Origin of the sequence: Streptomyces sp. HUAS TT11 (assembly GCF_051553595.1) — a bacterium.
In the GTDB taxonomy this organism is placed as follows: domain Bacteria; phylum Actinomycetota; class Actinomycetes; order Streptomycetales; family Streptomycetaceae; genus Streptomyces.
In genome coordinates, this window is the sequence record NZ_CP196184.1 from 7,250,450 (window position 1) to 7,263,870 (window position 13,421).

Annotated in this window: 12 protein-coding genes; 8 read left to right on the top strand and 4 right to left on the bottom strand. The window is 71.9% G+C overall.

What is annotated here, in order from left to right:
- Nucleotides 1-29: 29 nt before the first annotated feature.
- The 5 genes from pheS to ACSHXN_RS32430 all read left to right on the top strand — a co-directional run bounded on the left by pheS (nucleotide 30) and on the right by ACSHXN_RS32430 (nucleotide 7,296).
- On the top strand, nucleotides 30-1,154 hold the full coding sequence (pheS, locus tag ACSHXN_RS32410; RefSeq protein WP_355135482.1) for a phenylalanine--tRNA ligase subunit alpha: 1,125 nt from the start codon (nucleotides 30-32) through the stop codon (nucleotides 1,152-1,154).
- The gene (pheT, locus tag ACSHXN_RS32415; protein WP_355135480.1) at nucleotides 1,154-3,664 is read left to right on the top strand and encodes a phenylalanine--tRNA ligase subunit beta; all 2,511 of its coding nucleotides are present in this window, start codon (nucleotides 1,154-1,156) and stop codon (nucleotides 3,662-3,664) included. Before pheS ends, pheT begins: the two co-directional genes overlap by 1 nt.
- 254 nt (nucleotides 3,665-3,918) lie before the next feature.
- Nucleotides 3,919-4,977: a PP2C family protein-serine/threonine phosphatase gene (locus tag ACSHXN_RS32420; protein ID WP_355135478.1), complete on the top strand. Its 1,059-nt coding sequence runs from the start codon at nucleotides 3,919-3,921 to the stop codon at nucleotides 4,975-4,977.
- Between the two features lie 296 nt (nucleotides 4,978-5,273).
- Nucleotides 5,274-6,614: a transcriptional regulator gene (locus tag ACSHXN_RS32425; RefSeq protein WP_355135476.1), complete on the top strand. Its 1,341-nt coding sequence runs from the start codon at nucleotides 5,274-5,276 to the stop codon at nucleotides 6,612-6,614.
- Nucleotides 6,615-6,765: 151 nt separating this feature from the next.
- On the top strand, nucleotides 6,766-7,296 hold the full coding sequence (locus tag ACSHXN_RS32430) for an NUDIX hydrolase (RefSeq protein ID WP_355135474.1): 531 nt from the start codon (nucleotides 6,766-6,768) through the stop codon (nucleotides 7,294-7,296).
- A gap of 28 nt (nucleotides 7,297-7,324) precedes the next feature.
- Here ACSHXN_RS32430 and ACSHXN_RS32435 read toward each other — a convergent pair whose 3' ends face one another.
- Nucleotides 7,325-7,582 (bottom strand): hypothetical protein, encoded by a 258-nt coding sequence (locus ACSHXN_RS32435; RefSeq protein ID WP_355135472.1) that lies wholly within the window; start codon nucleotides 7,580-7,582, stop codon nucleotides 7,325-7,327.
- A gap of 217 nt (nucleotides 7,583-7,799) precedes the next feature.
- Nucleotides 7,800-8,660, bottom strand: coding sequence for a 3-hydroxybutyryl-CoA dehydrogenase (locus ACSHXN_RS32440; RefSeq protein ID WP_355800950.1), 861 nt, complete (start codon nucleotides 8,658-8,660; stop codon nucleotides 7,800-7,802).
- A gap of 172 nt (nucleotides 8,661-8,832) precedes the next feature.
- On the opposite strand from ACSHXN_RS32440, the gene ACSHXN_RS32445 reads away from it, so the two are divergent.
- A complete protein-coding gene (locus ACSHXN_RS32445) occupies nucleotides 8,833-10,056 on the top strand; it encodes a glycoside hydrolase family 10 protein (RefSeq protein WP_355135466.1) in 1,224 nt (407 codons plus the stop codon).
- 13 nt (nucleotides 10,057-10,069) lie between these two features.
- On the opposite strand, the gene ACSHXN_RS32450 is transcribed toward ACSHXN_RS32445, so the two are convergent.
- Both ACSHXN_RS32450 and ACSHXN_RS32455 read right to left on the bottom strand, forming a co-directional pair.
- Nucleotides 10,070-10,276: a DUF1918 domain-containing protein gene (locus ACSHXN_RS32450; protein ID WP_329509897.1), complete on the bottom strand. Its 207-nt coding sequence runs from the start codon at nucleotides 10,274-10,276 to the stop codon at nucleotides 10,070-10,072.
- Nucleotides 10,277-10,374: 98 nt separating this feature from the next.
- A complete protein-coding gene (locus ACSHXN_RS32455; protein WP_355135464.1) occupies nucleotides 10,375-11,349 on the bottom strand; it encodes a DMT family transporter in 975 nt (324 codons plus the stop codon).
- Between ACSHXN_RS32455 and ACSHXN_RS32460 the strand changes: the two genes are divergently transcribed.
- Complete coding sequence (locus ACSHXN_RS32460) at nucleotides 11,348-12,814, top strand: PLP-dependent aminotransferase family protein (RefSeq protein WP_438304660.1); 1,467 nt, start codon at nucleotides 11,348-11,350, stop codon at nucleotides 12,812-12,814. The two genes, ACSHXN_RS32455 and ACSHXN_RS32460, sit on opposite strands and share 2 nt — an antisense overlap.
- Nucleotides 12,815-12,895: 81 nt before the next feature.
- Nucleotides 12,896-13,381, top strand: coding sequence for a GNAT family N-acetyltransferase (locus ACSHXN_RS32465; RefSeq protein ID WP_355135460.1), 486 nt, complete (start codon nucleotides 12,896-12,898; stop codon nucleotides 13,379-13,381).
- The last annotated feature ends 40 nt before the right edge of the window (nucleotides 13,382-13,421 follow it).

Below are 13,421 nucleotides of genomic sequence, written 5' to 3' on the forward strand. Positions count from 1 at the left end.
CAGCCAGCCAATCGGAAGCACGGGAAGAGATGTCGGCACCGAATAAGTCGTACGACCCTGTCGAGGTCGAGGCCTTGAAACCGGAAGAGATCGAGCGCATGCGGGACGGGGCGCTCGCCGCCTTCGCCGCTGCGGACTCCCTCGACGCGCTCCACGAGGCCAAGGTCGCCCACACGGGCCCGGCCTCGCCGCTGGCCCTCGCCAACCGCGAGATCGGCGCCCTGCCCCCGCACGCCAAGGCCGACGCCGGAAAGCGGGTCGGCATGGCCCGCGGCGCGGTGAACAAGGCCCTCGCCGCGCGCCAGACGGAGCTGGAGGCCGAGCGGGACGCCCGTGTGCTGGTCGAGGAGGCGGTGGACGTCACACTGCCCCACGACCGCGTGCCGGCCGGGGCCCGCCACCCGCTGACCACGTTCATGGAGCGGGTCGCGGACGTCTTCGTGTCCATGGGCTACGAGATCGCCGAGGGCCCCGAGGTCGAGGCGGAGTGGTTCAACTTCGACGCCCTGAACTTCACGCCCGACCACCCGGCGCGGCAGATGCAGGACACCTTCTTCGTCGAGGGCCCCAAGGGCGACGGGGGAGAGTCGGGTGTCGTGCTGCGCACGCACACCTCTCCCGTACAGGCCCGCTCCCTGCTCGACCGCGAGCCGCCCGTCTACATCGTGTGCCCCGGCCGGGTGTACCGCACGGACGAGCTGGACGCCACGCACACCCCGGTCTTCCACCAGATCGAGCTGCTGGCCGTCGACGAGGGCCTGACCATGGCCGACCTCAAGGGCACGATGGACCACATGGTCCAGTCGCTCTTCGGTGCGGACATGAAGACCCGGCTGCGCCCGAACTACTTCCCCTTCACCGAGCCGTCCGCCGAGATGGACATGCTCTGCTATGTCTGCAAGGGCGAGTCCGTCGGCAACCCGGACCGGCCCTGCCGCACGTGCTCCAGCGAGGGCTGGATCGAGCTCGGCGGCTGCGGCATGGTCAACCCGAGGGTGCTGGTCGCCTGCGGCGTGGACCCGGAGAAGTACAGCGGATTCGCCTTCGGGTTCGGCATCGAGCGGATGCTGATGTTCCGCCACAACGTCGAAGACATGCGAGACATGGTCGAGGGTGACGTCCGGTTCACCCGGCCGTTCGGGATGGAGATCTGATGCGGGTCCCGCTTTCTTGGCTGCGGGAGTACGTCGACCTGCCGGCGACTCAGACCGGACGCGACGTCCAGGCCAAGCTCATTTCGGTCGGTCTCGAGGTCGAGACCGTCGAGCAGCTCGGCGCCGACCTCAAGGGACCTCTGGCGGTCGGCCAGGTGCTGTCCATCGAGGAGCTGGAGGGCTTCAAGAAGCCGATCCGGTTCTGCACGGTCGACGTCGGCCAGGCCAACGGCACGGGTGAACCGCAGGAGATCGTCTGCGGTGCCCGCAACTTCTCCGTCGGCGACAAGGTCGTCGTGGTCCTGCCGGGCGCCGTGCTGCCCGGCGGCTTCTCGATCGCCGCGCGCAAGACGTACGGCAGGGTCTCGCACGGCATGATCTGCTCCGGCGACGAGCTGGGCATGGGCGATGACGGCAGCAAGGGCATCATCGTCCTGCCGCGGGAGACCGAGGTCGGCATCGACGCCGTCGAGCTGCTCGAGCTGGTCGACGAGGTGCTCGACATCGCGGTCACCCCCGACCGCGGCTACGCGCTCTCCCTGCGCGGCATCGCCCGCGAGACCGCCGTCGCCTACGGTCTGCCGCTGCGCGACCCGGCGCTGATCGACGTCCCGGCACCGAACGCGTTCGGCCACCCGGTGAAGATCTCCGAGCCGATGGGCTGCGATCGCTTCACCGCCCGCACGGTGACCGGCATCGAGCCCGAGGCGCGGTCCCCGCTCTGGCTGCAGCGCCGGCTGCAGAAGGCGGGCATGCGCCCCGTCTCGCTGGCCGTGGACATCACCAACTACGTGATGCTGGAGCTGGGCCAGCCCCTGCACGCCTACGACCGCTCCCTGATCCAGGGCGCGATCGGTGTGCGCCGGGCCGAGCCGGGCGAGAAGCTCACCACCCTCGACGGTGTCACGCGCACGCTGGACGCCGAGGACCTGGTGATCACGGACGACCGCGGCCCGATCGGCCTCGCCGGCGTCATGGGCGGCGCCAACACGGAGATCGCCGACCATGCCCACGAGAACGGCGGCACCACCGATGTGGTGATCGAGGCGGCCCACTTCGCCGCGATCTCGATCGCGCGTACGGCCCGCCGCCACAAGCTGGCCTCGGAGGCGTCCCGCCGCTTCGAACGGGGCGTCGACCCGCTGGCCGCGTCCGCCGCCGCACAGCGCACGGTCGACCTGCTGGTCCTGCTCGGCGGCGGCACCGCGGACGCCGGTGTCACCGAGGTCATCGCGCCCTCGGCGCCGCACACCATCACCATCCCGGCGAACCACCCGGACAAGGTGGCGGGTGTCGAGTACGGCCGTGAGACCGTCGTGCGCCGGCTCCAGCAGGTCGGCTGCGACGTCTACGGGCAGGACGAGCTGATCGTCACCGTCCCGTCCTGGCGGCCCGACCTCACGGACCCGAACGACCTCGCCGAGGAGGTCATCCGGCTGGAGGGCTACGAGAACCTGCCCTCCACGCTGCCCAAGCCCCCGGCGGGGCGCGGTCTGACCGACCGGCAGCGGCTGCACCGCCGGATCGGGCGGGCGCTGGCCGGCGCGGGCTTTGTCGAGGCGCCGAACTACCCGTTCATCGGCGAGCAGATCTTCGACCAGATCGGCCTCACCGCCGACGACCCGAACCGCCGGGTCGTCAAGCTGGTCAACCCGCTCTCCGACGAGGAGCCCGCCCTTCGTACGACGCTGCTGCCGGGCCTGCTGGGCGCGCTGCGCCGCAACGACGGCCGGGGCTCCCACGACCTGGCGCTCTTCGAGACCGGTCTGGTCTTCCACCCGCGCGAGGAGCAGCGCATCGCCACGCGTCTGCCCGTCGACCGCCGGCCCACCGACGAGGAGATCGCATCGCTCACGGCGGCGCTGCCCGAGCAGCCCCGGCATGCCGCGGTGGTCCTCGCGGGTGCCCGCGAGCAGGTCGGCTGGTGGGGCAAGGGACGCCCGGCCGACTGGGCCGACGCGATCGAGGCGGCGCGCAGCATCGCCCGGGAGGCGGGTGCGGACCTCGTCGTCCGCAAGGGCCAGTACGGCCCCTGGCACCCCGGACGCTGTGCCGAACTGGCCGTGGTGGTGGACGGGAACGAGCAGGTCATCGGCTACGCCGGCGAGTTGCACCCCGGTGTCCTGAAGACCCTGGGCCTGCCCGAGCGCACCTGCGCGATGGAGCTCGACCTGGACGTGCTGGAGCGGGCGGGCACCGGGCCCGTGAAGGGTCCCCGGATCTCGAGCTTCCCGGTCGCCACCCAGGATGTCGCGCTGGTCGTGGACACGGCCGTCCCGCACGCGGAGGTCGAGGCCGCGCTGCGTGAGGGCGCCGGTCGACTGCTCGAGTCCATCCGGCTGTTCGACGTCTATGAGAGCGAGCAGCTCGGCGAGGGCAAGAAGTCGCTCGCGTACGCGCTGCGCTTCCGGGCGCCCGACCGCACCCTGACCGTCGACGAGGCCTCCGCCGCCCGCGACACGGCGGTCGCGCTCGCCGCCGAGCGCACGGGAGCCACGTTGCGGAGCTAGTCGCCCGCGCCGACGGAGCGGGGAACCGCGGTCGTCGTCCGGCCACGGTCATGCGTGGCCGGTCGCGCGGTTCCCCGCTTCGTCGTGAGGTGCGAGCCTCCGTACCGCTGCCGATCACCTCACTCGTTCGGGTGGCTGATCCATGGGATCCGGGCTGTTCCGGGTGGGCTGCCGACAGAATCGGACGGGCTCGGGGGTGCGAGGAGGGACCCCGTGGGCCGCTTCCGTGCACCCAGGACTCTCGGGGGGCCGGCATGACCCGTATCAAGGCGTGGCCCCTTCGTGGGTCAGGGCTCAGCGTCACCGCGGCGTGGCCGCTCACCCGGCAGAGCGGTGGCCGTGCACGGTCCGCGGGCGGCGCGCTGGCCGTCGCCATGAGCACCGGACTGCTTCTGTACGTCAGGCGCGCTCTTCTCCGGGAGCTCCGGCAGGCCCGGAAGGTCGCGGGAGCCGCCCAGAGCGTGGTGCTACGGCCGCTCCCGCCGCGTATCGCCGGGCTGGAGATCGCCGCCGCCCGGCTCTCCGCCGAGTGCGGGGCCACCGTCGGGGGCGACCTGTACGAGGTGATCGCCACCGAACACGGCGTCCGGATCGTGATGGGCGACGTGCGCGGACACGGTCTCGCCGCCCTCGCCACCGTCGCCGCCGTCCTCGGCAGTTTCCGGGAGGCCGTGCACGACGAGCCCGAACTGTCGGGCGTGCTGCGCCGGTTGGACCGGTCACTGGCCCGCCATCTGCGCGAGCGGGCGCGGGCCGAACACCCCTCGGCAGGCCCCGCGCCCGACACCCCGGTGGCCGAGGAGTTCGTGACCCTGCTGCTCCTGGAGATTCACCATGACGGCGACGTGCGCGGGCTGAACTGCGGGCATCCCTGGCCGTATCTGCTCGAGCCCGGGCGGCTCGCGGCTCTGTCCGGCGACGATCCGCTGCCTCCGCTCGGACCGTTCCCCCTTCCCGCGGACCTGCCCCCGACCGACTGCGGCCGGCTGGCGCCGGGACAGGCGTTGTTCCTGTACACCGACGGCGCGGAAGACGCACGGGACGGCCGTGGCCGATTCTTTCCCCTGCCCGCCCTGCTCGGCGAGGCCGTCCGCGCCCGGCCTCCGCACCCTCGGGCGCTGCTGCGGAACGTCTTCACCGGTCTGCTCCGCCATACCGGCGGCCGGCTCCGGGACGACGTCGCCCTGCTGGTACTGCGCAACGACCGCCTGCCCCGGGCCGCCGCCGCTGAGCCGCCGGACCGTGACGCGTGCGGGTCCGCCGCACGGGCTCGTCCGCTGCCGAGGAACCCGCGCCCGACCCGGCACTCCTGACCTCTGACGGCGCTCCGGCTGTCCCCGCCTTTCCGCCGGAGCGCGTTCACCCGGCCGCACCGTCCGCCCCGCTACGGAGTGTCGGGCAGGCAGCCGGGCGGACGGCGCGGATTCGGACCGCCGCACTGTACGAGGGGGAGCCGGCGGCCCGGCCGGCCTCTTACGAGGGTTTTCAGTCAAGCGGGCGGAAACTCTCCGCAACAGCGCGCGCACAGCCCGGATTCGCGCACTCTGTTCACACCCCGTGTGAAGGCGATCGCACTACGCTGTCGAGACCGAGTCACCGGGGGGCACGGATGCAGCCCAACACTCTGCTCGACGCGATCCTCGACGAGGCGGGGATATCCCACGCGGGACTCGCCGCGCACGTCAACCAGGCGGGTCGGGCGCGCGGTCTCGCGCTCAGATACGAACACACCGCCGTGGCACGGTGGTTGAAGGGCCAGCGTCCCCGCGGTCAGGTGCCCGACCTGATCTGCGAGGTGCTCGCCGCCCGCCTGCACCGTCCGGTGACCCTGGACGACATCGGTCTCGGGGTGCCCGGTGAACCGGCCGCCGCACACGGCTCCGGCCTGTCCGGTTTTGTGGAACGGGCCACGGCGCTGTGGCGGTCGGACGAGCAGCAGCGGCCCCACATCCTGGGCGCCGCCGCCGTCACGGGCACCCCGGCGGTGATGCCCGTGTGGGAGTGGGAGAACCCGCCGGAGGACGTGGACGTCTCGCGCGGCGGCCGGCACCGGGTCACCCCGGCGGACGTCGATATGCTGCGCGCCGCCCGTGCCCACTACGAGCAGATGTACCGCAAGGCCGGGGGAGTGGCGACCCGCAGCCGTATCGTCGGCTTCCTCAACGCCGAGACGGCGCCGCTGCTCCGCGGCAGCTACACCGACGCCATGGGGCGCCAACTGCACCGTGCGACCGGGGGCCTTGTGGCCATCGCCGGCATCTGCGCCTACGACTCGGACGCGCACGGACTCGCCCAGCGCTACTTCCACCAGGCCCTGCGTCTGGCGAAGGCGAGCGGGGACCGTGGGCTCGGCGCGTATGTGATAGCGCTGCTGGTCAACCAGTCGCTGTTCATGAAGGAGTACCGGCAGGCCGTCGCCTTCGCCGAGGCCGCGCTGCGTGCCGCCGGCAGGCAGATCACCCCGGCGCTCGCCTCCGACCTGTACGCGATGCAGGCCAAGGCGTACGCGCATCTCGGCGACGCCACGAGCGCGCTGTCCTGTATCCGGCGGGCCGAGTCGGCGGCCGAGCGCATCCGGCGCGGTCACGAGCCGGACGAGACCGGTTACGTCCAGCCCGGTCTTGTCAACGTCCAGGTCGCGGAGGCGCTGCTCAGCCTCGGGGACCTCGCGGCGGCGGGGGAGCACGCCGCCGCAGCCGTCGACACACCGGCGCACGACCGGGGCAGGGTGCACCGGCTCGCGATGCTCAGCCAGATCGAACTGCGTCAGGGCAACGCCGACAAGGCGGTGGCCACCGCGGTCGAGATGGCCGAGCGGGCCCGGGGGATGGAGTCCATGCGCCTGCGCGACAGACTCCGGGCGGTGCGTGAGCACCTCGTACGCAGCGGCTGCGCCGGGACGGCCGAGGCGGCCGAACTGATCGACGGGGCGCTGCGCGTACCGCTGTAGACATCGCCCGACGCACTGCCGGAGAGTCCTGCTTTCCCGCAGGTGCGGCCGACTGCGCCCGCGGCTGCGCCGGGTGTGCGTCACTGTGAGCCTGCTGAGTCGACGCTCCTGCTGCGATATTGCCACTTACTCGACGGAAGGTGGCAGAACCGTGCAGTGGACGAAGCAGAACGAACAAACTGTCTATGAAAACCGCTGGTTCAGCGTCAATCTCGCTGATGTCGAGCTGCCGGACGGCAGGCATCTCGACCACTTCCTGATACGGCTGCGGCCCGTCGCCGTGGCCACGGTCGTCAACGAGGCCAACGAGGTGCTGCTGCTGTGGCGGCACCGCTTCATCACCGACAGCTGGGGGTGGGAGCTGGCGGCCGGCGTCGTCGAGGACGGCGAGGACATCGCCGACGCGGCGGCCCGCGAGCTCGAGGAGGAGACCGGCTGGCGACCGGGACCCCTGCACCATCTCATGAGCGTGGAGCCCTCCAACGGCCTCACCGACGCCCGGCACCACATCTACTGGGCCGACGAGGGCGAGTACGTCGGGCACCCCGTGGACGACTTCGAGTCGGACCGTCGGGAATGGGTTCCCCTCAAACTCGTCCCCGACATGGTCGCCCGCGGAGAGGTCCCGGCCGCGAACATGGCGGCCGCGCTCCTCCTCCTGCACCACCTCAGGCTCGGGTAGGACGTATGGCCCTCGTCGTCCCGCGGACCTAGTGGGCCCACACCTGCCAGATCGTCACGACGAGGGCGCCCACGGCCGTCAGTGCGGCCACCGCGGGCAGAGGCCAGCGCGTGTGCTCCAGCGCGACGACTCTCGTGCTCAGGTCGTCCAGGTCCTTCGCGGTCTCCTCGGCGCGATGACTGAGCAGGGCCAGCCCTCCCTCGACCCGGGCGTGTGCCACATCGAGGCGGCGGCGTAACTCTGCGACTTCTCCTTGGACCACGGGATGCTCGGGGTCGGCGGTCACGAGTCCGCTCCTTTCCGTAGTCGTCACATCCCTTGCATGTGCATGGAGAGTCAACTCGCCTGGTGGGCGCGGCGGGAGAGTGTGCGCGCGGCATATGCGGGTCCGGTGCGCACACGGCGTGTGAATGACGCGGGCCCGGCACCGGGAACGGTGCCGGGCCCGCACGGGACCGTGGGCGACGGTCCGTGGCCGAGGGGCCGCGACCGTCAGGAACGGATCAGGAGTAGGAGTAGAAGCCGGAGCCGCTCTTGCGGCCCAGCCGGCCAGCCTCGACCATGCGCTGCAGCAGCGGGGGAGCGGCGTACAGCGGCTCCTTGTACTCCTCGTACATCGAGTTGGCGATCGAGACGATGGTGTCCAGGCCGATCAGATCGGAGAGCTTCAGCGGGCCCATCGGGTGGGCGCAGCCCATCTCCATGCCGTTGTCGATGTCCTCGCGGCCCGCGATGCCCGACTCGAACATGCGGACGGCGGACAGCAGATAGGGCACGAGCAGCGCGTTGACCACGAAGCCGGAGCGGTCCTGGGCGCGGATCGCGTGCTTGCCGAGGATCTTCTCGGCGAACAACTGGGCCCGGCCGATGGTGCCTTCGGACGTGGTGAGCGCCGGGATCAGCTCGACGAGCTTCTGCACAGGCGCCGGGTTGAAGAAGTGGATGCCGATCACATGGTCGGGACGCGAGGTGGCGACCGCGAGCTTCACCAGCGGGATCGAGGACGTGTTGGAGGCGAGGATGGCGTCCGGGCGGGTCACCACCTGGTCGAGCACCTGGAAGATCTCCGTCTTCACCTGCTCGTTCTCGACGACCGCCTCGATCACCAGGTCGCGGTCCGCGAACTCGCCGAGGTCGGTGGTGAAGGTCAGGCGCGCCTGCGCCGCGTCCCGCTCCTCCTCGGAGATCTTGCCGCGCTCGGCCGCCTTGGACAGGGAAGTGAACAGACGGGTCCGGCCGAACTCCAGGGCTTCGCCGGTGGTCTCGGCGACCTTCACGTCCAGTCCCGAGCGGGCGCAGACCTCGGCGATCCCCGCTCCCATCTGGCCGCAGCCCACCACTCCGACGCGTTCGATGTCGGTCACATCGTCCCTTTCGCTGATCTACGGCTGTGGCAGGTCCGTTCGGGTCCCGGTCGCCTGCTCCATTCGTGCAGGTTACTCCCAAGTATCGATGATCGATCGCCGGGGTGGGTGCATGCTGTGCCGCGGAGACGATCCGTGAGGGCGCGGATCCGCAGCGTACGAGGATGTGCACATGGGGCGGTTGTCACGCCGGGCGTTCACGGGGGCGGCGCTGTCCCTGTCGGTCCTGACCACCGGGGCGGCGGCCGCCCCACGGTACCCGCGGTCGAGCGTCGAGATGCGGGGAATGTGGCTGGCGACCGTGTTCAACCGGGACTGGCCGGCGCGCCCCGGGCTGTCGGCGTCCGTGCAGCGAGCCCAGTTGCGCGAGCGCCTGGACGCGGCGGTACGGCGCGGGCTGAACACCGTCTTCTTCCAGGTCCGCCCCACGGCCGATGCGATGTGGCCCTCACCGTACGAGCCCTGGTCCCAGTACCTCACCGGGACCCAGGGCAAGGATCCCGGCTGGGACCCGCTGGGCACGGCGATCCAGGAGGCGCACGCCCGCGGGCTCGAGCTGCACGCCTGGTTCAACCCCTATCGGGTCGCCACCCACACCGACCGGTCCCGGCTCGCCGCGTCGCACCCCGCCCGCAGGCACCCCGAGTGGACCGTGGCGTACGGCGGACAGCTCTACTACAACCCCGGGCTGCCCGCGGTCCGCGCCTTCGTCGAGGAAGCGATCCTCGACGCCGTGCGCCGCTATCCGGTCGACGGCGTCCACTTCGACGACTACTTCTACCCTTATCCGGTCGCGGGCCAGACGTTCGGGGACGCCGCGGCGTTCGCGGCGTACGGCGGCGGCTTCACGAGCCGGGCCGCCTGGCGACGCCACAACGTCGACCTCCTGGTGCGGGAGACCGCGGCCCGCGTCCGGCAGATCCGGCCGGCCGCCCGTTTCGGGGTCAGTCCCTTCGGAGTGTGGCGCAACGCCGCGACCGACTCCCGTGGTTCGGCGACCCGGGCAGGTGTGCAGACGTACGACGACCTGTACGCGGACACCAGGACGTGGGTGCGGTCCGGCTGGCTCGACTACATCTGCCCCCAGCTGTACTGGAACATCGGCTACAGCCTCGCCGACTACGCGGAACTCGTGCGCTGGTGGGCAGGGGTGGCCGCGGGCACGTCCGTGGGACTGTACGTGGGTGAGGCGCTGTACAAGGCCGGTGACCCGGCCCAGCCCGCCGCCTGGCGGAGCCCGGCGGAACTCTCCCGGCACCTCACCCTGGCCAAGCGGTACCCGCAGGTGGGCGGGCACGTCTTCTTCGCCGCCAAGGAAGTGGCGGAGGATCCGATCGGAGCGATGTCGAGGGTGACGGCCGACCACTACCGGCAGCCGGCGAAGCCACCACGATGACTCCCCGCCCTCGTCATTGACCGATCGGCTGTTCCATCTCCCTGTGGCGGATCTCGGTGTCGGGGCCGGGCGAGCACACACCTTCGTGCCCGTCCTGGAAGCGGACGCGGTACGGCGGGTTGCCGTTCGTCCCCATCACCTCGACGATCTCGCCGATCTTGTCGTGCTGCCCGACGATCCTGCCGTGCTGCACAAGCTTGTCGCCCACAGTTGCGCGCATCTGATGGGCCTCCTCGTCACGTGCGGGAGTATCGGTCCGTGGCCGTGGGTTCCACGGCCCGGTTGCGCCGGCCGGCCCTGTCCGTGCACCCCGCCCGGTCAGCCCCGCGCCCTCTGGGTGACCGCGATACAGACCAGCACCGCGGCGGCCGTGAGCGGCGCGGCCGGAGTGAGATGCTCGCCGAGGAGCAGTACCGACCACACCAGTGTGAGCAGCGGCTGCGCCAGCTGCAACTGGCTGGCCTTCGGTATACCGATCGCGGCCATGCCCCGGTACCAGACGACCAGCCCCAGGAACTGCGAACCCGCCGCCACCCACAGCAGCCCTGCCAGGCCGTGCACGGTGGGATGGACCGGTTCGTACGTCAGGGCGAGAAGCGCACCCGGCAGCGTGAGCGGCAGGCACAGCACCAGCGCCCAGCCGATGACCTGCCAGCCGGGCATGACCCGGGCCAGCCGGCCGCCCTCGGTGTAACCGGCGGCGCAGACGAGGAGCGCGCCGAAGAGGTAGGCGTCCGCCCCCGTCAGGGTGCCGCCACTCTGCTGCACGGTGAAGCCGATGACCGCGGCGGCGCCGGCCAGCGCCGCGAGCCAGAACGTCCGGGACGGCCGGTTGCCGACGCGCAGCGCGGAGAAGAGGGCCGTGGTCAGGGGGAGCAGTCCCACGACCACGGCGGCGTGCGCGGTGGTCGAGGTCTCGAGGGCGAGGGTGGTCAGCAGCGGGAAGCCGAGCACGACACCGGCCGCGACCACGGCGAGCCCCGCCCGGTGCGGCCGGGCGGGGAAGGGGACGCGCAGCGCGAGCAGACATCCGCCGGCGATGACCGCGGCCAGCACGCTGCGCAGACCGATGAGCGTCCACGGCCCGAAGTCCTCGAGCCCCCAGGCGGTGGCGGGGAAGGTGAGCGAGAAGGCGAGGACCCCGAGCCCCGCCTGGAGCATCCCGGCCCGCGGGCGGGCAGAGCGATCGCCCGGTCCGATGCGGGGCGGGGTGCCGACGGTGGGGGGTGCGATGCCGGGGCCCGACTCGGCCGCTATCGATGTGTACGCAGTAGCGCTATCCTCTGCTCTCATGCAAGAGCGTAGCAGCGTAGGTGAGCTGGCGGAACATCTGCGAACCGAGGTGAACCGCTACTCTCCGGGTGAGAAGCTGCCGTCGAGCCGTGCGCTCATCGAGCGGTTCCGGGTGAGTCCGGTGACCGTGTCACGGGCGCTTGCCCAGCTGACCGCGGAGGGGATCGTGGTGACGCGGCCCGGGGCGGGCGCGTTCCGCGCCGAGCCCCGCGCTGTCGCCCGGGCGGTCGGGGACACCTCCTGGCAGGAGGTCGCCCTCAGCGCGGACTCGTCCGCCGAACTCGTGCCGCGCAGCGTCGACGCCTCCGGGGTGCTGACCTCGCTGGCCGCCCCGCCCGCCGGTGTCGTCGAGTTCAACGGCGGCTATCTGCATCCCGTGCTCCAGCCCGAACGCGCCATGGGCGCGGCTCTGTCGCGGGCCGGGCGCCGGCCGGGCGCCTGGGCCCGGCCGCCCATGGAGGGGATCGCGGAGCTGCGCGAGTGGTTCGCGCGGAGCATCGGCGGTGCGGTCACCACGGCGGACGTGCTGATCTCGGCGGGCGGCCAGTCCGCGCTCACCACCGCGCTGCGCGCGCTGGCGCCGCCGGGCGCGCCGGTCCTGGTCGAATCCCCCACCTACCCCGGAATGCTCGCGATCGCACGCGCGGCCGGGCTCCGGCCGGTACCCGTCCCGGTCGACGCGGACGGGGTGAAGCCGGCCCTGCTGGCGGACGCGTTCCGGGCGAGCGGCGCCCGGGTCTTCGTCTGCCAGCCGCTGTTCCAGAACCCGACCGGTGCCGTTCTCGCGCCCGAACGCCGCCGCGAGGTGCTGCGCATCGCGCGGAACGCCGGCGCGTTCGTGATCGAGGACGACTTCGTGCGCCGCCTGGTGCACGAGGACGCGGGGCCCCTGCCGCCCCCGCTCGCCGCAGAGGATCCCGAGGGCGTCGTCGTGCATGTCAGCTCGCTCACCAAGGCGACCTCGCCGAGCTTCCGGGTCGGTGCCCTCGCCGCCCGCGGCCCGGTCCTCGAACGGCTGCGCGCCATCCAGATCGTCGACACGTTCTTCGTGCCGCGACCGCTGCAGGAGGCGGCACTCGAACTCGTCGGCTCGCCCGCCTGGCCGCGGCATCTGCGGGCCGTCTCCGCGGAGTTGAGAAGCCGCCGGGACGCGATGACCGCCGCGCTGGGCCTGCGTCTGCCCGAACTGGCGCTGCCGCACGTCCCGTCGGGCGGCTACCACCTCTGGGTGCGACTGCCCGACGGCACCGACGAGCCCGCCCTCGTCGCGGGCGCCCTGCGTGCGGGGGTGGCGGTCACCCCGGGGCGCCCCTACTTCAGTGCCGAACCTCCGGCGGCCCACCTCCGGTTGAGCTTCGCGGCGGTGGCGGGCGCCGGGGAGATCGCGGAGGGGGTGCGGCGTCTGCGGAGCGCCTGCGACGAGGCACTTCCGGACCGCGCCGGGGGAACGAGCCCACCGGAATGACGCGCCGCGCGCCGTCCCGGGCTTGCTGCGTGCCCCGGAAAACCGTTCGACAGCCCCCCCGTGGCCTGCGATTCTCGCGCCATGACCGACGCGCCGCGCCTTCCCGACGGGTACGAGTTCTCCGCCGATCCCGCCCGCCTCGACGTCGACCGCACCCATCACTGGCTGTCGACCGACGCGTACTGGGCGCTCGACCGGCCCCGTGAGCAGCACGAGCGCGCCGTCGCGAAATCCCTCAACTTCGGGGTGTACGAGGCTGCTTCCGGAGCCCAGGTGGCCTATGCGCGCGTGGTGACCGACGAGGCGCTGTTCGCCTGGCTCTGCGATGTGTACGTCGACCGGCAGGCCCGCGGCAAGGGCATCGGCACCGCCCTGGTCGGCGCGGTGCGCGAGCACCTCGCACCGTTCGGGCTGCGCCGCGTCCTGCTCGCCACGGAGGACGCGCACGGCGTCTACGCCCAGCACGGATTCGAGCCGCTCGACAGGCCGGACCAGTGGATGGTGCTCTGGCTCGACCGGTCGGGCCGGGGTGCGCGTCAAGGTCTCGACACCTTTGGTCACTCCTGAGTAACGTCCCTTGACCTGCCCACCAGGGCGGCACACGATC